Raw genomic sequence first — 22,226 nt, 5'->3', positions numbered from 1 at the left:
CTCTTATTGTGCGGCGAGGGCCGGTTGTACCGGCAGATTCAGGGCCACGCGAATGACATCACGGGCAATCATTAATTCTTCATTGGTATTGACGATAGCAATCTGTACTGGCGCCGAGTCATGTTGGATAAACGACTGATTGCTGATATTTTTCTCTTCGTCCAACTCGATACCGAGGAAGGCTAAACCACGGCAGATTTGCTGGCGGGCTGTGCGGGCATTTTCACCGATACCGCCGGTAAAGATCAGTGCATCAATTCCGCCCAGTTGCACGATATAGCTGCCAATCACCGCGCGGATACGTTCGGCAAAGAGTTCGAGCGCCACTTTGGCACGCGGGTTGCCATTGGCGGCGGCTTGTTCGACATCGCGATAATCGTGGGAGATACCGGAGACACCCAGCAAGCCGGATTGATTATTAATCAAATGGTTGATTTCACTGGCGCTTTTCCCTTCCGCTTGCTGAATAAACGGTAGGATGGAGGGGTCAATATCACCGCTGCGGGTGCCCATCATAATACCGGCCTGCGGGGTGAAGCCCATCGAGGTATTCACCGACTGGCCGTTGCCGATAGCACAAATGCTGGAGCCGTTGCCAAGATGGCAGGAGACAATACGCAATGCTTCCAGTGGCCGCCCCATTCGTTCGGCACAAACGGCACTGACATATTTATGACTGGTGCCATGGAAACCGTAACGGCGAATACCCAGTTCTTCATAGTAGCGCCACGGTAATGGGTACAAATAGGCGGTCTGGCTCAGCGTTTGGTGGAATGCGGTATCAAACACCGCCACCGCGCTGGCATGGGGCAGGGCATGTTGGAACACCCGGATACCAAGCGCATTAACCGGATTATGCAGGGGGGCCAGTGCACCAAGCTGTTCTATCTTATCCAGCACTTCGGGAGTTATCACGACCGAATCGGCGAATGCTTCACCGCCGTGCGCGACACGATGGCCGACACCGGTAATTTCATCCAGCGAATCAATAATATTGTGTTCAATCAGCGCGTGAAGTAGGTGTTCAGCACCTTGGCGGCAATCGGCAATGGGCAGAATTTCGCGCCATTTCACATCTGTGGCGCGCAGGTTAAATATCGCATCATCCATACCGATACGTTCGATTAATCCCTGACAGATCACATGCTCATCAGGTAAGGAAAACAACTGAAACTTCAACGAAGAACTGCCGGCGTTAATCGCCATAATCTTACCGGGCATGCGACTCTCCAGAATAATTCAAATAAGTAATAAGGTCGGTTAATCCCTCACCGCTCAGCGCCGAGGTCACAAATAGGTGTTGCGCGCCCGCCTGTGTGAGGCTGTCAGCGGCCCAACGCAATTGGTCCGGGTGGCTAACGGTGTCGGCTTTACTGATAATGCCAATCACCGGCTTGTTGAAAACCTGCGCCAACATTGGGGCAAACCAGCTTTGGGTTGCATCCGCATTTTGTACCAGTCCGACGATATCCGCTTCACAGGCACTAGCCAGTAACGCACTGTATAAACAGCGGTTTTCCAGGTATTCACCGGGAGTATCAATGGCATTGTCCTGCCAAACGATGGACTGGGTTTTCTGGTAATTAAGTGCTTCACCCTGCAAACGCTGGATAAGCGAGGTTTTGCCGCACTGGCTAGGGCCAATCAACATGATGCGTTGCATGGCATCAGGTCCGGGTCATCGGGCAGGCGGTAAACTTCATCATGTCGCCGAGGGTGTGGATCACCTGTTTCAGTGCATATTCCACCGCTGATACATCACCGGTAAACACCACTGCACCGGTGAAACGGTCGATAAAACCAATCTCAACTGCACCGGATTTGGTGGCGATATCACTGGCAATAATCGAGGCTTCGCTAGGCGTAATGGTCAAGATGCCAATGGCGCTACTGACATCATTCAGCCCCAGTTTTTTGTAAAGTGCTTTATTGGGGTTGGCTATCAGATGCGCCAGGGTTATCTGTTTACCGGGAACATATTCCTGAATCACGCGCTCGGGGGTGCTGCTCTTTTCCATCATGCCTCCTGAACTAACTGACGCCATAGCGCCTCATGGGGCCGTGGGATCACTGAGCTGTAAACCAATAATCCCTTCTCACCGGCACACTGGCTGGCAACGTCCACGGCAGTTTGTACATCAGCAATATCGCCGCTGAGCACCTGATAGCATTTGCCACCGATGCCAAACGCCATATGGATCCGCACCAGCGTGACATTGGCCGCTTTGACCGCGCGGTCGGCGGCAGTAATACAGGCCGCCACACTCCAGGTTTCCACCACACCTGCCGCCTGGCGATTCTCCACCGTATTCAGGCCGCTGATCGCCGGCAATACAGATGGATGAAGGTTTGGCAGGACGATGCTATCGACCAACAGATGCCCACTGTGCCGCTCACCGTTTTGTACCGATTGGGTAACGGCACCGATATCGCCACCGACCATCAACAGATATTTACCGGGGCACAGGGTTTTGCTCACCAATAGGCTGACGTTAGCGCTTTTCAGCATCAAATCGCAGACTTCCATGCCCTTGGCGATACTGCTTAATTCAACAATTCCAATGGCTTGTGACATAGCCCTTCCTTTTAATAAACGTCAGCCCGTTTAAGGGTGATGGCATTTGCGCTAATAGCCGTGACCGTGCCGCTGATACTGGCATGCACCGGTGCGCCTAACGCGTTATTCGGAATTTGGCCAATAAGTTGACCGTGATCGACCCGTTCGCCGACCGTGACGATGGCGTCGGCGGCAGCCCCAATATGCTGGCGCAATGGCAATACCACCTGTTGTGGCTGATAGTCCTGTTCGCTGAATGGCGCGGCCTGATACCAGTCGGTGAGATCCAGACGGGCAATCAGCCTTGATATCGGTACCATGCGGTAATTAGCCATCGGATCGGCCTCACGTAGCGCCCCTTGATAGCGGGCACCTTGCGCCCGCAACTGCGTTTTCAGCAGGCGGTTAATGCGCATCGGTGAAATATCCACCGGGCAGGCGTAACTTTCACAAAGCCCGCATTCCGAGCAGGTCAGGGCGCTGAGTAAAATGTCTGGTGTGGCAACTTGTTGATAGGTTATCGCTCGCACCAGCAGATGCGGGGGAAGCTCATGGCCAATCAAATGACGCGGGCATAACTCAGTACACATGCGGCACTGCTCACATACGGTACGAGCAATGGCTAGCACATCCTGGTCGCTGCGGGCGCGGCGGGTAATCAGTAAGTGATCAGCGGGCAGCACCAACAGGCCGCCGGTAGTTTTAGTTACCGGTTGGTCAAGGTCATGCAGGGCATGACCCATCATTGGCCCGCCATTGATATAGGCCGGATTGTTGATGGTAGCCCCTCCTGCCAGCGCCAGAACCTCGCGCAGCGGGGTACCCAGCGGTACCGTCAGGGTTAAGGGTTTCGCCACTGCACCATTTACGGTCAGGGTGCGGCGAGTCACCGGCCACTGCTGTTCCACCGCCCGTGCCACATTGAGTAGCGTTTGCACGTTGTTCACCACCACGCCGATGCTGACTGGCAGCGCCGCAGGTGGCACCCGGCGGCCAGTTGCCAGCCAAATAGTGATAACCTCATCACCGGCGGGATAGACATCGGGCAGAATATGTAGCCGGATTTGTGGCGGTAATAGTGGGGTTAGTACGGCAATCGCCTCACTATATTTGGCTTTTAAGGCGATGATGCCTTCGCGTGCGCCGGTGGCTTTCATGCCATACAGCACACCGCGCACCAGTCGGGCTGCCTGGCGCGGCATCAACTGCTGATCCACTTTCAGCATTGGCTCGCACTCAGCCGCATTGACCAGAAAAATTTCAGCCTGCGCTTGTAGCTTCACTGCCGTTGGAAAACCCGCACCCCCGGCACCGACCACACCCGCGTGCTGAACCCGTTGCTGAATAGTCACGGCATCACAATCAGCCAGTTCACCGTAGGCGGGTAGCAAGCAGGTATCCGCACTGTGTAGGTCACTCATAAAGCGCCTCGATAATCCCACGGATATCATTGCCGTCAGCCGCACGCGGGTTAGTGCGCAGTGTCACATCGGCAAGTGCGGCGGTAATTATGTCGGGAATACGTTGCTCTAACTGGCCCTCATTGATTTTCATCGCGGCCAGCGGCTGAGGTAATCCGCACTGGCGTTTGAGTTGTTCAATCTGATGGACCAATTGGTTGACTGCGCTGCGCTCATCGCCATTTTCCGCACTGAAATGGCACAGTTTTGCCAATCGCGCATAGCGTTTACATGCCCGCGCATCAAGCGCGTTAAAGCGAATCACCGGCACCAATAGCAAGGCATTCGCCAAACCGTGCGCGATATGAAATTGCCCCCCCAACTGGTGTGCAATAGCATGATTGATGCCCAGACCAGCCTGGCTGAATGCCATGCCAGCCAGCGTGGAAGCGTTGTGCATCTTACCTCGGGTAATCAGGCAATCACCTTTGCGGCAAGCGGTGGGCAGGTGGCGGAACACCAACTGCACCGCTTTTTCTGCCAGCGCATCAGTAAAGTCACTGGCACGCGGGGAAACATAAGCTTCCAACGCGTGAGTCAACACATCCAGCCCGGTATTGGCGGTGATAACTGGCGGTACGGTAACCACCAGAGCCGGGTCCAGAATGGCGATGTCCGGGTAAATATCATCGTCAAACAGAGGGTATTTAATACTTTTTTCCGGGTCGCTGATCACACAGGCACTGGTCACTTCTGAACCCGTGCCGCTGGTGGTCGGGATAGCGATACAGGTCTCGATCTCTATCCCCTGTTTACGACTGAACCAGACAATGGCTTTCGCCGCATCTAGTGCGGAGCCGCCGCCAAAACCAATCACCACATCGGGGCGCAAGGCATGCATCTGCTCAATGCCCTTAACCACGGTGTTAATGTTCGGGTCCGGCGTAATGTCGCTGAACAGACTGATTTGGTTATCCTCTGCCAGCACCTGTTTTAAGCGATCCAGCAACGGTGAGGTGGCCAGAAAGCCATCGCAGACAATCCAGATTTTGCGCTGATGGAAGCGTTGCAGCACCTTAAGGCTGCCTTCCCCGCTGTAAATACGTGTTTGCAGGAAAAAAGTCTTCATACGTCCTCGCTCAGCGAATGGAAAAACCGTTAGTCAGCACACAGCGGCGCTGGCGCGCAAAGGTGCGAGCCGAGGTGGTGCCTTCGCCGGTCGGGGTGGCGATGGTAAAGGTGGTAAAGCCTTCACCGCCGACGCCTATCCCGGCATAGGACGGGCCGTTTTTAACAAAAATAGAGGTTTGTAACAGTCGGGCGGCCAGATTCAGGCGCGAGACATTTTGTGAGTGCATGGTGGCGGTATGGTGCAGGCCACCTTCCACTTGCAGTGCCAGCGTCAGGCCGGCATCAAAATCCTTTACCCGAACCACCGGTAACAGCGGCATCAGTTGTTCGGTAGTGACCAGCGGATCGTCACCAGCCACTTCAACCAGCAGCAAGCGCGGTGCTTTGGCCGGACAAGCGATGCCCGCCGCTTTCAGCAGTTCAAGCGGGCTTTTACCCACCAGATTCTTATTGGCGTGGCCTTGAGGTGTCAGGCAGGCTTTGCGCAGGCTATCGACCTCTTGCGGATTACTGATCAGCAGCGCATCGAAGGCTTGCATCTGTTGCAATAGCCTGTCGGCAACACTCTCCACCACGATCAGGCTCTTTTCAGCGATACAGGGCAGGTTATTATCGAATGAGGCTCCTGCCACGATATCCTGCGCCGCTTTTACCAATTCAGCCGTTTCATCCACCAGACAAGGTGGGTTACCGGCACCGGCACCAATCACTTTTTTGCCGCTCTTCATGCCCATTGCCACAATGGCAGGCCCGCCAGTGATGGCCAGCAAGGCGATTTTGTCGTGCGCCATCATCTGCTGAGTGGCTTCAAAGCTTGGCTCTTTCACGGTCACCACCAGATTGCGAATACCGCAACTGTTGAAGATGATTTCTTCAATTTGGGCGATTAAATCCAGTGATACTGATTTAGCGCCTGGGTGTGGGCTAAAATAGATGGCATTACCGGCCGCCAACATACTGATGCTGTTATTAATAATGGTTTCGGTTGGGTTAGTGCTAGGGGCAACGGAACCTATCACGCCAAAAGGCGAGTATTCGAATAACACCATGCCGCCATCGCCGGTCAGCGCCGTGGTGGACAAATCTTCAATACCTGGGGTGTTTTCTAACGCTGCTTTATTTTTCAGTAATTTATCTTCTTTGTTCCCCATGCCGGTTTCACTGGCACCGCGTTCTGACAGTGAGGGCAACTGTGCTTTTAGCTGTTCACGCAGGGCGCGGATAATCGCGCTGCGGGTTTTCATCGGGCTTTGTTGATAACGCAAGAATGCGTTATGAGCGGCATTGACAGCTTCATCCACGCTGGCAAAAATGGCGCTGGAGGCAGACGCAGATGTGGGCGTCAGTTGCTCAATGAGGATAGTGCGAATGAGAGATTCAAGGTCATTGGTATTCATTATTCATTCCTCAGATGTAAAGCCGATATGGCCGCTTCTGCTATGTGCATATCTTGTTCGACGCTACCGCCGCTGATGCCTAACCCCCCCACTAATTGGCCGTTACGCCATAGCGGGTAGCCACCACCAAAGCTCACTACTTTGCCACCGGTACTGGCCTCAAGCTGGAACAGGTCGGCCCCCGGTTGTACGGCATCGCTAAGTTGGTGAGTTGCTGTTTTCATCGCCACAGCGGTCCAGGCTTTTTTCGGTGCCAGTTCGCTGCTGACCAGCAAGGTGTCGGGCATGCGGTAGGTCATAATCATGTTGCCGTGGCGGTCAGCCAGTGCTACGACCACAGCAATTTGTAATTTCATGGCGGCATCGACCGCCAATTTAACTAACTGATGAACATCAGAAAATCCCAGAGAAGCCGTTGTTTGTGGCTGACTTGTGGCTGGGGGGAGGGCTGTTGCCGCCAGATAACGGGCCACCACGGTTTGCGTGGTGTGTTGTAACTGTTGGCGCTGGTCTTCATCACGGGCCAGTGCGTACAGGCAATCCGATAAACGGTTTAGATATTGCAATAACACTGGGCGTACCGGGACTTGTTCAGCCAGTTCAATCAGCCGCCGTTCACAGCGCCGTGCCAGAGTGCGGGCAAAATGCAATCGGCTACCGGCTTCACTGCTACCCGGCAGGATAAAACCCTGTACCGGTGGCAGCCCCGCCATACAGCGGTCTACGGCTTGCTCCAGCGCTTGGATCTCAGGTTCATTAATACTTTTGCGCCCGGCAGGCGGTGTTGCGATACCTTCGCTTGCCAATTCAGCGCTGAAATAAAACAACTGATGTTGTATGGCATCGAGTAATTGACGGTTTTCCTCGCCCTGCGCCACGCGGGCACACAAGCTCAGTGCTGCATTGAGTTCATCCAGCGTGCCGTAAGTTTCCACCCGGGGATGGCTCTTTTTCACACGTTGCCCGGTGAACAGGGCTGTGGTGCCTGCATCGCCGGTTTTGGTATAAATGCTCATAAGGTCCCCGCTCAATCAGTAAGAACATTAATCATCAGTAAGAACATTCATCGACGATGGCGACAATCGCCAAATCGATGGCATCATTCGGCTCGGAAAATACCCGTCTGGCACTGGAACCGCCTGACAGCAAGACCAAATCGCCCTGACCGGCACCGACGGAATCGACGGCCACTTCGTCCGGTGTTTTGCTGTCGGGTGGCAGTGAGCCATCACCGGCAACACGGCGTACCAGCAGCAGCTTCCTACCGATCAACGTGGGTGATTTTTGCGTTGAGACCACGGAACCTACCACTCTGGCCAGTTGCATGATTTACTCCTGCCTTAACAGTTGAATGTGACGGGCTGACACGGTGTCCTGCGCCAGCGGTGTAACCAGCGTGTGGCTTGCAATGAGTAGCCAGCCGGGGTCGAGAGTGGCGATATCGCGATAACTTAGAACCTTGCCCGCGTGCAACCGTATAGCAACGCCCTGACTGTCGCTGAAACTGAGCGGCAATGAGTGCAGTGCGGCACAAGGCAACGCAGCCAGCAGTTGGCGATGTAAGCTGATATGCACTTTCATCCCCCACGACCATGCTTCGTTTAACGCCGCCACCGCAGGGCAGGTGGTATCGAACTGCGCCAGCCGGTGGATAAATGCCAGATCCGGCAACATCAGATGCAGCGTGGCATAGTGCACGAATACCGATGGATCAAGCCCGGCGCGCAATTGAGGCAGTAGCAGGGCGTGAACCCGGCGTTCGCGCTCAACTAACCGCGTGACAATCTGGCTGACCAGTTGTTCGGTTTGCGCCTGAGTCAGATTCATGGCCGCGTTGTCCCTGATGACGTTAATATCGTGGCAAACGCCGCAGGGTCGTCGGCACCCGCTGCATTGGCCTCGTCGGTATCGATATGCATCTCCAGTTTCATTTGGGGTGAAACGCGGATCGCCACATCATCCAGTATCAGGCGACGGCCACTGCCCTGAATGGCAACTTGTACCCGGTCACCGTGTTTTACCCGATAGATAAGGGCATCCAGCGGCGACATATGAATATGGCGCAGTGCCACAATCACCCCGTGGGGTAACGTCAGCTCAGCGAACGGGCTGACTAGCGTGATGGCCGGGGTATCGTCCAGATTGCCAGACATCCGCAGGGGGGCATTGATACCCAGCGTGCGTGCATCGGTACGGGAGATCTCCACCTGGCTGTGGCTACGCAACGGGCCAAGAATACGCACATTTTTCAGGCTGCCTTTCGGCCCGACCAGCGTTACCGTCTGTTCGGCGGCGTACTGGCCGGGTTGAAGCAGCGCTTTCTTTTCAGTAATCGGCTGCTGTGGGAACAGCCGTTGGTAGTCCTGCATCGAAAGATGCAGGTGTCGGTTGGAAACCCCAAGTGGGATCGGACGAAGACGCATTTCGTCGAGGATCTTATTGACAACGGGTTCCAGTAACGCTTTTTCCATCAGACTTTTCCTCGTTTACCCAAGTGGATACAGCGAAAGCGAGGCTCGCCTTTATGGCGTCGGCAAGCCGGATCGAGGCAGAGATTACAGCTCACCCGGGGAGCGATTAGAGCCTCACTTTCCACACTACTTTCTTCGGCACTGATTTTTTCAGCACTAAAGACAGGTTCAGGTACATCATCTGTGGCGGTCGTCGCAACGGGCTGAGGCTCTGCGGCTTCCGTCTCCTCGTTAATGGGTGCTGTAGCGATAACTGGCTCTATCGCCACGGCGATTTCGGGGGCTGCGACCTCGACAGCCTCTGTCAGCCAATAGGCCAACAGGGCTTTTGTCGGGCGGGCCAGTACCGCGCGGGACACTAATCCGTGATGCAGTTCGGCCAAGGCGGCACCGGTACTGATTGCCGCCTGTACCGAGGCCACATCACCGGTCAGACGAATTAACATCCAGCCGGAACCATTGGTTTTTTCTATACCTATCAGGTTGATAGATGCTGATTTTGCCATCGCATCCGCCGCACTGATCGCCAGCGCTAGACCGCTAACTTCAAGTAAACCCAGTGACGTTTTCACGCTGTGCTCCTCTTCTTGCCCTTAGGCAGAGGTCGGTAAAATGGCTTCTACATCGCTGTGTGGACGTGGGATCACATGGCAGGATTTCACTTCACCCACCGCGCTGGCAGCCGCAGAACCGGCATCAACAGCGGCTTTTACTGCGCCGACATCGCCACGGACCATCACGGTGACCAGACCGGAGCCGATTTTTTCGTAGCCCACCAGTTGTACGTTGGCGGATTTGACCATGGCATCAGCCGCTTCGATAGCAGCGACCAGACCTTTGGTTTCGACTAAACCTAATGCGTTATTCATGTTTCATTTATCCTTGTTATCAAGTAAGGGCTATCTTGTTTGCCATTTTGAACCAGGGCAGTGCTCGCCATCCTCACGAACCTTGGTTTTTACAACACCAGGTGTACGCTCCGGTGGCTGTGCGCTGGCCAAGTCCAAACTGCCTGCACCGACAACGCCCTGCGATTTGTGTGTGGTTACTTAAATGGTAAGCCTTTGACTAACCGGGCCGCGTTATTGCCAAGCTGCCGTAGTTGGTCCTCGTTCTGCCCGCGCCGCTGTCGAAATAGCGGGTTGGCGGGCGGTAAATTACGAAAATGCACGACTACTTCGTCGCCGGAACAGGCCAGCCCGACCAATAACGGAGAGCGGGTGGCGGCCTGCCAGGCGCGTTGTGCTACATCACCGTCGTCGTCTTGTTGCCAACGCCAGGGAATGCCTTCCTCCTCAATACCCAGCAGCACCTGATGCCAAACGGCTTCGGGTGTCGGTGTCGTCAGACTGATCACTATTGCAGGAGCGTCATGGGTGAAATTCATCCGTGATTCTCCCGTTGCCAGGACAGAATCAGCCCGGTGGCTACCGCATTACGTGGCCCCTCGCTGGCGCGAATGTTGCCGCGCCCCGCCACCAATTTGTAGTGAGAGAGCGCATCGGTGACCAATTGCGGAATTTCAAAGTCCAGCGACGAGCCGCCAACCAACACCACGAAGGGGATATCGCGGATATTGCCGGTTGGGCTGACTTGACGCAGGGCGCGAAGCGCATTGGTAACAAACACCCGCTCTTTGGCGGAGCGGCGGATATTGCGCACTTTTTCCAGCGCGTAATCTCCCGGCAGTGGCACTAAACCTTCCGGCTTGACTACCACCAGTCGGGCAAAAACCTCTGGCGGCAGCGGTTGTGGGAAGAACTGAACGCTGCCATCTTCATGGCGCAGGTGGAACAAGCTTTCCACTTTTGCCAGCGGGTACTTTTTGATGTCCTCTGCCAGATAGCGGTCTTGTAAATCTAATTCAGAGGCGATGATCATCGTGACCATATCGCCAGCTCCCGCCAGATGGGTGGCAACGATCTGGCCCTGAGCATTGATGATGGAGGCGTCGGTAGATCCCGCCCCCAAATCGAGGATGGCGAGTGGCCGTTGCGTCCCTGGTGTGGTCAGCGCGCCGAGTATCGCCGCTTCGGCTTCTGCCCCCCCAACCTGAACATCAATATTCAGTGTCTTTTCGATTTCTCTGGCGATATGCGCCATTTGCAGGCGATCAGACTTCACCATGGAGGCGATGCCCACCGCTTGTTCAAGCGAGAATTCGCCCGCCAGACCGCCGGTGACATTGACCGGCACGGCAGTGTCTACTGCCAGCAAGTCTTGAATGAAGATCTCATTGGTGGGTTTGTTGGTCAGTTCCGCCATGGTTTGGCGAACGTGTTCGAGCATGCCGCCGATATTGGTTCCCGCTTCACCACTGACATTGTCCAAATGACGGAAGCTGTTGATCGCCGTCATAATGGCTTCACTTCCGGTCGCCACATCAACTCGTACCGTGCGGCCGTCAGCGAATAATTCCAGATGACCGGCCGGTATTGAGCGTGCTTTAACATCCCCTTCTGGTGTTTTCACTACCACCGCCGAGCGGGTACCAATCAACGCTCGCGCCACCGGCACAATGTTTTTGGTTTCTTCGGCAGTCAGTTCAAATACGGTGGCAATACCATAGGGGTTAGAGAGGGTTTCAATCACTTGACCCGGCATAGCAACTTCTACCGCCGCCAGCATGCCCATCGGGATGCGGTCGATATGTAGCACCTCATCAACGATCGGTAGCGGGTGCGCCAGCCGATTATTGACCAGCACGCCATCGTCTCGTTGCAAGATAACCGCCGTGATGCGATAGCCAGCGCCGTTGGCAGCATTCACCACCGCCGCGACATCGGCGAAATCCACCGCTGATGGCACCACCAGAATGTAAGGTTGGGTAGGGTCACGGGTGACCAACTCGTCAATAGTAATGGTCAGCCCAACCCCCAACCCCAGTCCACCGGGGGTTTTCGGGTTATGACCGATCATGGTGGATTCGGTGATGATGGTTTCGGTAATTGTCTCCATCGCCACATCACCAATCACCGGTGTGGCCTCGTTAATGCGGATCAGGCTGATATCGCTTAGTGCAATACCGGACTTTTCCACCAACATATTCAGCGCCTTGTTAATGCCGAAAATATTGCGTTGAGTCCCTTTGATACCCGTCGTCTCGGTCAGGGTACTGGTAATAAAGTGCAACTGACCACCAGCCGTGCATTGTGCTAATGCCACTTCTGTTGACGAGTTACCAATATCCACACCGACGATGTAATCCATATCCGATCCTTAAATGACTAATAACTGGATGTCGTGATCAACGGGGCTATCGTACCTAGGGGCGCTCCGGCGGCTTACGCCGCTACGACCCCCACGGCACGCTTCCCCTTGATTGATATCACTGCGTTAATCGTCGCCTTTTAGCTTCTTACGCTGAACATACAAAACGGCAGCTTCACGGACGAATGCCGCACAGATAGTCGCTTTGTAGGTCTGTTCCAAGTCGTCGGCGATAGCGTTCAGCTCCTCTTTGCTGGAGCGGAATGGACGTAGGGCGTTATAGATATCCAGTACCTTGTCATCCGGTACTGCCGTCAGCTCGGCTGCACGCTCGAAGTTAATTGCTAACAGTGGACGACCTGCATCACGGGCAATAGATGCCTGAATACGCAGGATTTCCGGTGTAATCCGCAAATCTTGCGAAGTGACACTGCCGTTCAAAACGTTAGCCAGCGTGAGGTCATCCAGCGTTTTGTTCGTGGCCGTTTTGACCCAGTCAGGGTGTTTATTTGCCAGCGGATAATCAGAGACTTTGGCATCATTGCGCGAACTGGTTGCTGGTGCTGCACAAGCAGCCGCAGGTGTCTGGCCTTGCAAGCTGTTCATCTTGCTCAGCACATCGCGAACCATGGATTCAATAGCTTCGGAATTCATTGTGTTTTCCTTTGTTAAAGCGCCACCCGGAGTTCCTGAGGATTCTTGCCGGTCACCACATATTTGGTTTCTTTAATATGCAGAATCGCTGATTTAGCCTGATATTTTGGCCGTGCCATTTGGTCGTTCAGGGTAGGAACCGGTTGTGGTGATTCCCGTTTGGCATAACGCGCGGCGTTTTTGCCAATCTGGCGATAAGTTTCCAGCGTCAGCAGCGGGGCCTGCGGGAATAACTCCAGATTGGAGAGCGGCGGTAAGCCTTGCTGATGAATCACCGTAGTGCCTTTGGATTGAATGCCGATAGAGATACCGGAACCACTCAGGCGGTTACCCTCGACGGCAACAAACGCCACGTCGGAGGATTTAAAGCAGCGGATAACGCGTGCTTTAATGCCTTCTTCTTCAATACCGGCGATCAGTTCGCGCAGAATATTTTTGTGCGGGATACCGACGATGTTAGCCGTTTGTGACAGGCCAAATGCCGGGCCGACGGCAATGATTACTTCATCCTGATTGCTGCCAGGGCGGGCTTCACCCACTTCGGTGAGGAAATTCCCTTCAGCAACAGTGGCCGCAGCCGCTGCGGGTTGGGTATCCTGCTTAAAGGAGACGGTATTTTTGTCTCCCTGCATTTCCTGCAATACGCCTTCGATAATTTGGCGTAACAGTTTTTCGTTAATATCCACCATCTCGTGAACCCCTTAGCCAAGCTCATTCGGATCAAGCGCGTTTGGAATGTTTTTGATCTCTTCCCAACGTGCACCTTCCAGCCGGTAACCGGTAGCTGGACCCGCGTAGTCATTGACGTCATTCACCGCTGACAGCACTTGGTTGTCACCTTTGATGATCGCCGAGGTATGCAGGTAGTCACCGGCAATTTTGGCTTTCTGGATGTTGAGCATGTCTTGCGCCACATCTTCGAAACCGCCTTGTGCCAATGCTTTAACCACTTCCAAACCGGTGCGGTTTTTGCTGATGATTTCCTGAGCGAACTTGATGTCTTCAACGATGTTACGTTCCGGCATATCTTTCGAGCCGTGTGCATATGTCGCCGCAATCACTTCTTCGTCAGTAATGGGTGGCAGACCCATACCGGCAAATACCGCTTGCAGTGCACGGGCAGCTTTATTACGAATTGCCACCACGTCAGCTTCTAGCACCGGACGCAAGCCACCATCAACTTTCAAGTCGCGCTGCAATACGTTGTAATCGTCAAAGTCTTCGGCATCTTCGTTGGAACCGGCGAACATGTTGTCGTAGTTCGGCACCGCAGAAAAACCAGATGAGATAAAGTCAGTACCCGGCAGGAACTGCATCAGCAGACGCGCGGTACGGCGCATATCGGAGTGGGTAAAGGTCTGGTCGTTACTGGAGGCGCATTCCAAATCCAGTGCAGAGCAAATCAGGTTTTCTGCCAGAATGGCCCGGATACCCGATGGCACAGCGGACGGCACGCCAACACAACTCACTGAACCATTTTGCAGCCCCTGAACCCCGGCAGCTTTGGTGATATAGATACAGCGAGCTTCCAGATACAGCATGGATTTGCCTTCGGCATAACCCATTTGCACCTCGGAGCCTGAACCTGAGGTAAAACGCATTTTCAAACCGCGTGACGCATAGGACGAGGCAAGGAAGCCTTTGGACCATGGCGTGTCATCACCGTCGGTAAATACCGGCTCAGTACCGTAAACCGAAATGGTTTCGGCATAACAGGTATGGCCCAGCATCCCCAGCTTCAATTCGGTGGCTTCTTCCAGTGAACATTGTGTCAGCACACCAGGGCGACCCACTTGCGAACCGACCAACAGTGCGATGGCATTGAATGGCGCATAACGGGCCACGGCCACGGTAGTTTCCTGCTCATCAAAGCCACGGTATGCGCCTTCGGCGGCATCGGCGGCAATCTGCACCGGATTATCTTTAACGTTAGTGACGTGAGCCTGTTGTGATGGGGTACGACGTGCGCGCATTTTCTGCATCGACATCATCATTTCCACCACGTTCATATGAGAAACCACCTCGACAATTTTGGCCGGGGTCATCGCTGTGGTGAGTGGCACAATGGTGCGGCGTGATACGTTAGGATCACACAGCATGTTGGCCAACTTGATGGAGTCCATCTTCATCACTTCTTCCGCATGCGCTAAATTGATACCGTAGCGGGCGATAAAGTGGTCTATCAGGTCGAAACTGCTTTGTGGCTTACCGTCTAATTCGGTCACCACACCGTTAACAATCTTGATGGAAGGTTTTGGATCATTCGGGCTTTCCATGGCAATAAAGCCTTCCTCGATCCACTCTTTGACAAAGCCGTCCTGATTAACTGGGCGTTTCGCCAACGCTTCAAATCTTTTCGATTTCATGAAACAGCCTCACTGTGGCGTCAGATATAAGAAGGGCGGTCGTTTTTCGGTTCAGAACCCAAGGTCGCTAATACCGTTTTGCCGATCTCACGAGCAGAAATGACGGCCTGACGAACTGCGCCAGAATCACCGGAGATAACCAGAATCACTTCGTTACTGAAGCTGGTGCCATGTGCGGGGGAGCTGTAAGCCACCACGTCAACGTTGGCGGATTTCACGGCGGTATCTGCCATCAAAACACCAATCGACGCCGGTGCACCGACTATCACACCGCAAGAACGGCCCAATGGTGCGCCAAATGCCTTTTCCAATGCGTGGCTGGCACGTGCGCTGTACTGCAATTCAATGTGACCAGCTTCATTGGCGTAAACGTCGCCGAAGGTCCGATCCAACTCTTTCAGCGCCACTTCAACAGCACGTTTCACATCAGAAACATCATCACCACCGAAGATAATCAGCGAGCCATGACCGGCACCGCCCTTGGTATCGCGGGGTAACTCAATACTGACCACTTCGGTATTGGTGGCCTTAACGGCTTCATCGGCTGCCATGATGTGCGGGCCGGCGCCAGTACGTGCGCCCAGAATACCGATGGAGCGATAGCGTTTTTCCAGCTTCATTGCGTCCAGTAGGGCGCTGTCGACGTTGGCGATCACCAGTCCGACCGTGTCACCGATCGCGGTACCAACAAATTCCGTTAAACTGCAAGTCTTCTCAGCCATAGCCGTATCTCGTTGTTTATAGGAGGGTTGTTTAGAAGACGCCGGAGCGTGTTCGCTGACTTTTGCTATCACCTGCGCCATGATTTGGTCGACCAGGTCATTGCTTTCCATTAGCTATTTCCCTTTGGCAAGAACTTCTCGACATCGGTATGTGGGCGTGGGATGACATGGGTCGATTTCACTTCACCCACTTTCGCGGCCGCACTTGCGCCAGCATCAGTGGCAGCTTTAACCGCCCCCACGTCACCACGTACGATGACAGTGACCAGACCAGAGCCAATTTTTTCATAGCCGACTAATGTCACATTGGCCGATTTCACCATGGTGTCCGCAGCCTCAATGGCTGCAGTCAACCCTTTGGTTTCCACCATTCCTAGTGCTTCTTGTTGCATAAATACCTCGACGGGGATGTCAGGAACCTGATGTTTGTGCGTTGGAAATACAGCTATTTCGGTTTCGAACGCGCTCAGGTTCTAAAATAAAAACTGTCGTGTTGGGGCCATTCAGTAAATTTAAAAAAGTAAAGTCAGTAATTTTAAAAATAAAGTTGTCAGGTTCGTGCTGAGAACGAATATACAAACAAGCAATGAAAAAGAATGGCTGTATTGAATTTACTGATGGGAATGGTTAGTGAACAAATAACAAAATATTGTCATGGTTATAGCTTAACGACTTGTTTTATAATGGAATTTATCGAAAGTATGGTGGTAATAACTGGCTATTGCATATTCAGAATTACAATTTATTAGGTGACAATAATAATTAAATTTGTTAATTGCGCGCCTGCCCGTTTAATAGGTCGCGTGATCGCGCGCATAAATATAATGATATCCGTGAGGGTGAAGTTGCCACAAAAGTGCGAGCTTGATAACAATAACGGAAAGAATAAATGGCAAGAAAGTCATATGGCTGAATAAAGCATAAAAGTGCCTGTTAACACGGTGTTGGCGCTAACTTTTCTGCGGAAATGACAATAATTTGTTATTGAAGGTCTACTTTTTGTTTAATTAATGGCACATCACGACAACACTTTCATTTTTGCTCTCTTTATAGTGGCTGGGTCATGGGCCGTGCATTTCCATACCCGTCATACTTCGAGCTGCATGTGCGTTGGCTGCCTTCCTGAAACTCGAATTATTTAGGGTATATAACGTATTAATTTAATAACAAGCAGGGTAACCCTATGAACGACTCACTAAAAGCGCAGTGTATTGCGGAATTCCTCGGTACCGGGCTGTTTCTGTTTTTTGGTATTAGTTGTTTGGCTGCATTGAAAGTAGCAGGTGCCAGTTTTGGTTTGTGGGAAATCTGTATTGTGTGGGGGTTGGGTATTTCACTGGCGGTCTACCTGACGGCAGGAATTTCCGGTGCTCACCTCAATCCGGCTATTACCATCGCGTTATGGTTATTTGCCTGCTTCCCTGGCCGGAAAGTCATCCCGTACAGTATTGCTCAAGTCGCCGGTGCTTTTGGTGGCGCGGCACTGGCCTACATGCTCTACCATAATTTATTTACTGACTTCGAAGCCGCACACCAGATGGTGCGTGGTAGCATGGAAAGCCTGCAATTAGCCAGTATTTTCAGCACCTTCCCATCGCCAGCAATCAGCGTATGGCAGGCTGCATTTGTTGAAATTATTATCACCTCGATTCTTATGGGGCTGATTATGGCGCTAACTGATGATGGTAACGGCGTACCGCGCGGTGCGTTAGGCCCACTATTGATCGGTATTCTGGTGGCGGTTATTGGTGCATCTACCGCTCCGTTAACCGGTTTTGCCATGAACCCGGCACGTGATTTTGGCCCTAAATTATTCACCTTCTTTGCCGGCTGGGGAAAAATCTCAATGACCGGTGGCCGTGATATACCGTATTTCATTGTTCCGATTGTGGCACCGATTATTGGTGCTTGCCTCGGGGCCGCAGTCTACCGCTTCCTCATTGGCAAAAATCTACCTTGTAATACCTGTAAGTTAGAGGATGAGAAAGTCAATTTATAAAGCAACGTGGATTTCCTCATCTGACGTTGGGTGAGGAAATTTCGTGATCCATTCTGGTTAATGGATCATTAATTGTCCCCTGATGTTTATGACTCTGGTAGAGTAAATTGTTACTTTGCCTTTTCAGGGAAATAGATTTTAACCTGATGAATAGGAATAATTAAATAACAATGCTCTAACATATTACTTATTACAGGGACGCGTTATAACAATAAAATAAAATTTAATAACAATAAATTAACTGAGAGGTTTTATCATGATTTCTGCCAGTTCTCTTAACTCAGAGCTCATAAATAAAATCGCCCAGGATTTTGCCCAAGCCACCGGGTTGGCGGTGGTAGTGGTGAATATTCACGGTGAGGAAATCTCTGACCTGTTTAATTTCACTCCATTTTGTCAATTAATGCGTCAAGATCCGGTTAACCATCTACGTTGTCGGATGAGTGATCGTTGTGGTGGTCTTGAAGCATCCAAATCCAATGAGCCATGTATCTACCGCTGTCATGCCGGATTAACGGATTTTTCTATTCCTTTGGTGATTGCCGGCCATCTGGTGGGTTTTGTGTTATGTGGTCAGGTCCGGCTGCATGCAGATGTTTACCTTATTGATATTCTGAATATCGATAACCACTGGCAGCAGAATCCGGCGCTAATGGATGAGTTCCATAATGTGCCGATAATGGATTTTTCGCGGGTAATAGCCTCGGCTGATTTACTGAAGCTGATTGTTGAGAACTGCCTGAAAAAACACCTCAATTTTGTTGTGATCAATGACAATATGGGGAGCAAAGATCCAGGCAGGGTACGGCCGGTTCATCCGCATGACAGCAAAATGAAGAAAGCACTACGCTATATAGACACGCATTTATCAGAAGAGCTACGGTTGGAAGAGGTGGCTGGCAAGGTGTATCTCAGCCCTTACTATTTCAGTAAGTTATTTAAAAAATATCAGGGGATCGGCTTCAATGCCTGGGTCAACCAACAACGTATGGCTAATGCCAGAGAGATGTTGCAGCACAGTGATTGGAGCATTGCCAGCATTGCCAAAAATCTTGGTTTTTCCCAAACCAGCTACTTTTGCAAGGTGTTCCGCCAGACCTATAATGTGACACCGCAGGTATTTCGTTCACTTTCTTCTGAGCGCAGTGAAATGAAATGACAGTTATTGATCTAATAACAATTAGTCATGTTCTATGTTCACGTTTATATATTTAAAAACTGTGCCAGCTATTAATGTATAAAATAAATAATGACAATTTTTTGTTATGTTTTTATATATGATTTATATCTTAACTCATTGTTTTTGTTTTTGTTTAAATCTAATGTCGGCAATTTTTTGCTGTGGTGACACTAAAAAATAACCGCCAAAAAATGAAATTAACCATTTTTTATTTGTGGAAAAGAGTATATTAACGTTAACCGGATTTAATAAACCAGTTGACGTTACAACTGTGTAAATAAAGAGATAAATTCTATAACGAAATAGAAATAAAATAATCTACTGTATTAGATAAATACATACCCCAATCTAGTTGGCGTCGCAGCAAGGCAGCAAACGAGTAAACCCCGCCGGCTGACTAAGGTCAGTAATGCAGGTGCGTGATAGCTGCTAACACCGCTGTAGCTGCCAATACGATGGGGAAGTTACTGAAATGGTTATGTCGTGTACGCATTGGCACTTAATACACGACAGGGAAGGGGGTGACAATCCCCCGCAGCCCCCGCTGCTGTGATGCCGACGAACCCGCTGAAACCACTGATCCATCGGATTGGGAAGGTGCGGGGGAGGATGACGCTAAGCCAGAAGACCAGCCAAATCGGTAAAATATATTCAACTCCTTCGGTGGGAAGTGGGTTGTCATCAGATGCGCGCTGCGGTGACGTTGCGCAGACGCACCTTTTTGACACTGCATATCCCGCTCGAAATGGCGGGATTTTTTATGCAACGGTCTGGCAAACAAGCATTTATTATCGCAGGTACCGGCAGTGGATGCGGTAAAACAACCGTGACGTTGGGTATTCTGCGGGCGCTGATGGCGCGCGGGTTGTCTGTGCAGCCGTTTAAGGTCGGGCCAGATTACCTGGATACTGGTTGGCATAGCGCCGTCAGTGGTGTTACCTCGCGTAATCTTGATGCTTTTATGCTGCCGCCTGCGACCTTGAATGGGTTATATAACCAGCACATGCGCCATGCTGATGTGGCGGTGATCGAAGGTGTGATGGGCTTGTATGACGGCTACGGCACTGATCCCGATTATTGCAGTAGTGCGGCGATGGCCAAGCAACTGGGCTGCCCAGTTATCTTACTGGTGGATGGCAAGGCGGTATCCACCTCGGTTGCGGCTACCGTGCTGGGGTTCTGCCAGTTTGACCCAAATCTCACCATCGCAGGCGTGATTGTTAACCGTGTTAATTCAGAAAACCATTATCAGCTAATCCGCCACGCCATCGAGCATTACTGCGGTATTCCCGTGCTGGGTCGCTTGCCGGTGATGGACGATGTCGCACTGCCATCACGCCATTTAGGGTTGATACCGGTGCAAGAGCAGCGTGAGGGCGTGGCGGGTAAAACCCAGCAGCCCGACAGCTCGCCCCGCTGGCAACGGCTGGCACAGCAGGTTGAAGCCTTTATCGATCTCGACCGATTACTGGCATTGACGCATTGTGCGGCACAGCCTGCCGGCACCCCGCCTTCCTTACCTCCGTCTACACTGGCTAACGGCCTGACACTGGCCTTGGCCGAAGATGAAGCCTTCAATTTTTATTACCCCGATAACCTTGACCTGCTTGAGCAGGCAGGCGTGCGCATCCAACGTTTCAGCCCACTCCATGACCACCGGTTACCCGATTGCCAGATGATTTATCTCGGAGGCGGTTATCCCGAAATTCACGCTGCCCGCTTAGCCGCAAATACAGCGATGCATGCAGCGTTACAGCAAGCGCACCGCCAACAGATCCCGCTGTATGCCGAATGCGGTGGCCTGATGTATCTCGGTGATGGCTTAACGGATGAGAGTGGTCAGCGCCACCCGATGGTTGGCATTTTGGCCGGTGAGAGCCGGATGGGGAAACGGCTGACTCGCTTTGGTTACTGTCAGGCACAGGCCCGCAGTGACACTTTATTGGCTGCACAAGGTGAAATTCTGCGTGGTCATGAATTCCATTATTCCGATTTTACCAGCCCATTGACGCCGGTATTTGATAGTAGCAAATGGCGTGATGGCGTCGCTATTCAGCGCTGGCACAGTGGCTATCAACTTCAGCGCACTCAGGCCAGCTATCTGCATATCCATTTTGCCCAGCGCCCCGGTTTACTGAATGGCTGGCTGACGGCTGCCCGGAGCGTGCTATGACCCTGAGCGCATGGTTTATTGCTTTCTTGCTTGATAGCTGGCTCGGCGACCCGCCGCACTGGCCGCACCCGGTGCGCTGGATAGGTAACCTGATCTCTGTCATGCAACGTGCTATCCGTGCGGTTTGTCACAGCGAACGGGCACTGAAGTGGGGGGGAGCAGCGCTGTGGTTGGTGGTGGTCAGCGTGACATGGCTGTTGAGTTGGGGGTTCTTATCACTGATGACACACATCAATCCGTGGCTCGGCTGGTTGGCGCAAGTGTGGATGATTTACACCCTCTTAGCCGGACGTTGCCTGAGTGATGCGGCGCTGCTGGTATTTGATGCCCTGCAGCATGGTTCGCTGGCACAGAGCCGCGAGAAGCTGTCATGGATTGTCGGGCGTGACACCTCACAACTGGAGAAGCCACAAATCACCCGTGCGGTGGTCGAAACGGTGGCCGAAAACAGCGTTGATGGCGTGATTGCACCGCTGTTCTTTCTGATGTTAGGCGGTGCCCCGCTGGCAATGGCTTACAAAGCAGTCAATACCCTTGATTCGATGGTGGGTTACAAAACGCCAAAATACCGCGCGATTGGTTATGTATCGGCACGGATGGATGATCTGGCGAACTGGCTCCCAGCCCGTCTGAGCTGGCTATTACTCAGCGCCGCCGCGTGGTTACTACGAGCCGATTACCGTCAGGCATTGTGCATCGGTTGGCGTGATCGTTATCAGCACGCCAGTCCTAACTGCGCCTGGTCTGAAGCCACGGTTGCCGGTGCGCTTGGCGTGCGGCTGGGGGGGCCGAATAATTACTTTGGCGTGCGGGTTGAAAAACCCTGGATCGGTGATGAACGGCGCGAGGTGGCGCTGGATGATATCCCGCGCACTATCCATTTGATGCTGATGGCGTCGTTATTAGCACTGTTACTGTTTGCCCTGATTCGTCTGCTGCTGGTCGGCATTTAACAAGGATAACCTG

General features: G+C 52.5%; 24 protein-coding genes and 1 riboswitch. Of the genes, 4 read left to right on the top strand and 20 right to left on the bottom strand.

Annotation, left to right across the window (positions count from 1 at the left end):
• Window positions 1-3: 3 nt before the first annotated feature.
• The 20 genes from A6J67_RS17825 to pduA form a co-directional block, all read right to left on the bottom strand.
• Window positions 4-1,221: an acetate/propionate family kinase gene (locus tag A6J67_RS17825; RefSeq protein WP_050072907.1), complete on the bottom strand. Its 1,218-nt coding sequence runs from the start codon at window positions 1,219-1,221 to the stop codon at window positions 4-6.
• The gene (locus A6J67_RS17820; RefSeq protein WP_005185284.1) at window positions 1,211-1,663 is read right to left on the bottom strand and encodes a EutP/PduV family microcompartment system protein; all 453 of its coding nucleotides are present in this window, start codon (window positions 1,661-1,663) and stop codon (window positions 1,211-1,213) included. Before A6J67_RS17820 ends, A6J67_RS17825 begins: the two co-directional genes overlap by 11 nt.
• A gap of 4 nt (window positions 1,664-1,667) precedes the next feature.
• The gene (gene pduU, locus A6J67_RS17815) at window positions 1,668-2,018 is read right to left on the bottom strand and encodes a propanediol utilization microcompartment protein PduU (RefSeq protein ID WP_032813079.1); all 351 of its coding nucleotides are present in this window, start codon (window positions 2,016-2,018) and stop codon (window positions 1,668-1,670) included.
• Window positions 2,018-2,575 (bottom strand): BMC domain-containing protein, encoded by a 558-nt coding sequence (locus A6J67_RS17810; RefSeq protein ID WP_005185285.1) that lies wholly within the window; start codon window positions 2,573-2,575, stop codon window positions 2,018-2,020. The genes pduU and A6J67_RS17810 overlap by 1 nt, the downstream gene beginning before the upstream one ends.
• A gap of 11 nt (window positions 2,576-2,586) precedes the next feature.
• On the bottom strand, window positions 2,587-3,978 hold the full coding sequence (locus A6J67_RS17805) for a 4Fe-4S dicluster domain-containing protein (RefSeq protein ID WP_050288011.1): 1,392 nt from the start codon (window positions 3,976-3,978) through the stop codon (window positions 2,587-2,589).
• Entirely contained in the window at window positions 3,971-5,086 is a 1,116-nt protein-coding gene (locus tag A6J67_RS17800; RefSeq protein ID WP_005185290.1) for a 1-propanol dehydrogenase PduQ, read from the bottom strand. The genes A6J67_RS17805 and A6J67_RS17800 overlap by 8 nt, the downstream gene beginning before the upstream one ends.
• A gap of 10 nt (window positions 5,087-5,096) precedes the next feature.
• Window positions 5,097-6,485, bottom strand: coding sequence for an aldehyde dehydrogenase family protein (locus A6J67_RS17795; protein ID WP_005185292.1), 1,389 nt, complete (start codon window positions 6,483-6,485; stop codon window positions 5,097-5,099).
• Window positions 6,485-7,501: a cob(I)yrinic acid a,c-diamide adenosyltransferase gene (locus A6J67_RS17790; protein ID WP_050072910.1), complete on the bottom strand. Its 1,017-nt coding sequence runs from the start codon at window positions 7,499-7,501 to the stop codon at window positions 6,485-6,487. Before A6J67_RS17790 ends, A6J67_RS17795 begins: the two co-directional genes overlap by 1 nt.
• A 34-nt stretch (window positions 7,502-7,535) precedes the next feature.
• Window positions 7,536-7,811, bottom strand: a complete 276-nt coding sequence (locus A6J67_RS17785) for a EutN/CcmL family microcompartment protein (RefSeq protein WP_005185294.1) — start codon at window positions 7,809-7,811, stop codon at window positions 7,536-7,538.
• 3 nt (window positions 7,812-7,814) lie between these two features.
• Complete coding sequence (gene pduM / locus A6J67_RS17780) at window positions 7,815-8,312, bottom strand: microcompartment protein PduM (protein WP_032906375.1); 498 nt, start codon at window positions 8,310-8,312, stop codon at window positions 7,815-7,817.
• Entirely contained in the window at window positions 8,309-8,956 is a 648-nt protein-coding gene (locus tag A6J67_RS17775; RefSeq protein ID WP_005185300.1) for a phosphate propanoyltransferase, read from the bottom strand. The genes pduM and A6J67_RS17775 overlap by 4 nt, the downstream gene beginning before the upstream one ends.
• Window positions 8,956-9,528: a BMC domain-containing protein gene (locus tag A6J67_RS17770; protein ID WP_042569495.1), complete on the bottom strand. Its 573-nt coding sequence runs from the start codon at window positions 9,526-9,528 to the stop codon at window positions 8,956-8,958. Before A6J67_RS17770 ends, A6J67_RS17775 begins: the two co-directional genes overlap by 1 nt.
• Before the next feature lie 21 nt (window positions 9,529-9,549).
• Window positions 9,550-9,825 carry a propanediol utilization microcompartment protein PduJ gene (gene pduJ, locus A6J67_RS17765; protein WP_004090424.1) on the bottom strand — a complete coding sequence of 92 codons (276 nt, stop codon included), beginning with the start codon at window positions 9,823-9,825 and terminating at the stop codon, window positions 9,550-9,552.
• Window positions 9,826-10,001: 176 nt separating this feature from the next.
• Window positions 10,002-10,343, bottom strand: a complete 342-nt coding sequence (locus A6J67_RS17760) for a glycerol dehydratase reactivase beta/small subunit family protein (RefSeq protein WP_032906379.1) — start codon at window positions 10,341-10,343, stop codon at window positions 10,002-10,004.
• Window positions 10,340-12,166 (bottom strand): diol dehydratase reactivase subunit alpha, encoded by a 1,827-nt coding sequence (locus A6J67_RS17755; RefSeq protein WP_050288005.1) that lies wholly within the window; start codon window positions 12,164-12,166, stop codon window positions 10,340-10,342. The genes A6J67_RS17760 and A6J67_RS17755 overlap by 4 nt, the downstream gene beginning before the upstream one ends.
• A gap of 126 nt (window positions 12,167-12,292) precedes the next feature.
• Entirely contained in the window at window positions 12,293-12,820 is a 528-nt protein-coding gene (gene pduE, locus A6J67_RS17750; RefSeq protein WP_042569498.1) for a propanediol dehydratase small subunit PduE, read from the bottom strand.
• A 14-nt stretch (window positions 12,821-12,834) separates the two neighbouring features.
• Window positions 12,835-13,506 (bottom strand): propanediol/glycerol family dehydratase medium subunit, encoded by a 672-nt coding sequence (locus A6J67_RS17745; RefSeq protein WP_161597806.1) that lies wholly within the window; start codon window positions 13,504-13,506, stop codon window positions 12,835-12,837.
• Between the two features lie 15 nt (window positions 13,507-13,521).
• A complete protein-coding gene (pduC, locus tag A6J67_RS17740; protein WP_005185311.1) occupies window positions 13,522-15,186 on the bottom strand; it encodes a propanediol dehydratase large subunit PduC in 1,665 nt (554 codons plus the stop codon).
• A 20-nt stretch (window positions 15,187-15,206) separates the two neighbouring features.
• Window positions 15,207-16,019, bottom strand: a complete 813-nt coding sequence (gene pduB, locus A6J67_RS17735) for a propanediol utilization microcompartment protein PduB (RefSeq protein WP_005185312.1) — start codon at window positions 16,017-16,019, stop codon at window positions 15,207-15,209.
• Complete coding sequence (gene pduA, locus A6J67_RS17730) at window positions 16,019-16,300, bottom strand: propanediol utilization microcompartment protein PduA (protein WP_032906380.1); 282 nt, start codon at window positions 16,298-16,300, stop codon at window positions 16,019-16,021. The genes pduB and pduA overlap by 1 nt, the downstream gene beginning before the upstream one ends.
• A gap of 791 nt (window positions 16,301-17,091) precedes the next feature.
• Here pduA and pduF point away from each other — a divergent pair.
• From pduF to cbiB, 4 genes are all read left to right on the top strand, one after another.
• Window positions 17,092-17,907: a propanediol diffusion facilitator PduF gene (gene pduF, locus A6J67_RS17725; protein ID WP_005185315.1), complete on the top strand. Its 816-nt coding sequence runs from the start codon at window positions 17,092-17,094 to the stop codon at window positions 17,905-17,907.
• Between the two features lie 256 nt (window positions 17,908-18,163).
• Window positions 18,164-19,066 carry a transcriptional regulator PocR gene (gene pocR, locus A6J67_RS17720; protein ID WP_005185316.1) on the top strand — a complete coding sequence of 301 codons (903 nt, stop codon included), beginning with the start codon at window positions 18,164-18,166 and terminating at the stop codon, window positions 19,064-19,066.
• Window positions 19,067-19,551: 485 nt separating this feature from the next.
• Window positions 19,552-19,739: riboswitch (cobalamin riboswitch) on the top strand.
• Window positions 19,740-19,847: 108 nt separating this feature from the next.
• Complete coding sequence (locus A6J67_RS17715; RefSeq protein WP_050297564.1) at window positions 19,848-21,260, top strand: cobyrinate a,c-diamide synthase; 1,413 nt, start codon at window positions 19,848-19,850, stop codon at window positions 21,258-21,260.
• Window positions 21,257-22,213, top strand: a complete 957-nt coding sequence (gene cbiB, locus A6J67_RS17710; protein ID WP_050297516.1) for an adenosylcobinamide-phosphate synthase CbiB — start codon at window positions 21,257-21,259, stop codon at window positions 22,211-22,213. The genes A6J67_RS17715 and cbiB overlap by 4 nt, the downstream gene beginning before the upstream one ends.
• Window positions 22,214-22,226 lie beyond the last annotated feature (13 nt).

This window comes from Yersinia sp. FDAARGOS_228, from assembly GCF_002073315.2.
In the GTDB taxonomy this organism is placed as follows: Bacteria; Pseudomonadota; Gammaproteobacteria; order Enterobacterales; family Enterobacteriaceae; genus Yersinia; species Yersinia intermedia.
Note: the sequence above shows the minus strand (reverse complement) of the source record. Positions and strands in the feature narration are given on the sequence as shown.

Coding starts and splice junctions, on each gene's coding strand:
- cbiB (WP_050297516.1), top strand. CDS start 21,257: ATGACCCTGAGCGCATGGTTTATTGCTTTCTTGCTTGATAGCTGGCTC.
- A6J67_RS17755 (WP_050288005.1), bottom strand. CDS start 12,166: ATGGATTACATCGTCGGTGTGGATATTGGTAACTCGTCAACAGAAGTG.
- pduE (WP_042569498.1), bottom strand. CDS start 12,820: ATGAATTCCGAAGCTATTGAATCCATGGTTCGCGATGTGCTGAGCAAG.
- A6J67_RS17790 (WP_050072910.1), bottom strand. CDS start 7,501: ATGAGCATTTATACCAAAACCGGCGATGCAGGCACCACAGCCCTGTTC.
- pduJ (WP_004090424.1), bottom strand. CDS start 9,825: ATGAATAACGCATTAGGTTTAGTCGAAACCAAAGGTCTGGTCGCTGCT.
- A6J67_RS17785 (WP_005185294.1), bottom strand. CDS start 7,811: ATGCAACTGGCCAGAGTGGTAGGTTCCGTGGTCTCAACGCAAAAATCA.
- A6J67_RS17800 (WP_005185290.1), bottom strand. CDS start 5,086: ATGAAGACTTTTTTCCTGCAAACACGTATTTACAGCGGGGAAGGCAGC.
- A6J67_RS17760 (WP_032906379.1), bottom strand. CDS start 10,343: ATGAATTTCACCCATGACGCTCCTGCAATAGTGATCAGTCTGACGACA.
- pduB (WP_005185312.1), bottom strand. CDS start 16,019: ATGGAAAGCAATGACCTGGTCGACCAAATCATGGCGCAGGTGATAGCA.
- A6J67_RS17825 (WP_050072907.1), bottom strand. CDS start 1,221: ATGCCCGGTAAGATTATGGCGATTAACGCCGGCAGTTCTTCGTTGAAG.
- pduC (WP_005185311.1), bottom strand. CDS start 15,186: ATGAAATCGAAAAGATTTGAAGCGTTGGCGAAACGCCCAGTTAATCAG.
- pduA (WP_032906380.1), bottom strand. CDS start 16,300: ATGCAACAAGAAGCACTAGGAATGGTGGAAACCAAAGGGTTGACTGCA.
- A6J67_RS17715 (WP_050297564.1), top strand. CDS start 19,848: ATGCAACGGTCTGGCAAACAAGCATTTATTATCGCAGGTACCGGCAGT.
- pduM (WP_032906375.1), bottom strand. CDS start 8,312: ATGAATCTGACTCAGGCGCAAACCGAACAACTGGTCAGCCAGATTGTC.
- A6J67_RS17795 (WP_005185292.1), bottom strand. CDS start 6,485: ATGAATACCAATGACCTTGAATCTCTCATTCGCACTATCCTCATTGAG.
- A6J67_RS17805 (WP_050288011.1), bottom strand. CDS start 3,978: ATGAGTGACCTACACAGTGCGGATACCTGCTTGCTACCCGCCTACGGT.
- A6J67_RS17820 (WP_005185284.1), bottom strand. CDS start 1,663: ATGCAACGCATCATGTTGATTGGCCCTAGCCAGTGCGGCAAAACCTCG.
- pduU (WP_032813079.1), bottom strand. CDS start 2,018: ATGGAAAAGAGCAGCACCCCCGAGCGCGTGATTCAGGAATATGTTCCC.
- A6J67_RS17810 (WP_005185285.1), bottom strand. CDS start 2,575: ATGTCACAAGCCATTGGAATTGTTGAATTAAGCAGTATCGCCAAGGGC.
- A6J67_RS17775 (WP_005185300.1), bottom strand. CDS start 8,956: ATGGAAAAAGCGTTACTGGAACCCGTTGTCAATAAGATCCTCGACGAA.
- pocR (WP_005185316.1), top strand. CDS start 18,164: ATGATTTCTGCCAGTTCTCTTAACTCAGAGCTCATAAATAAAATCGCC.
- pduF (WP_005185315.1), top strand. CDS start 17,092: ATGAACGACTCACTAAAAGCGCAGTGTATTGCGGAATTCCTCGGTACC.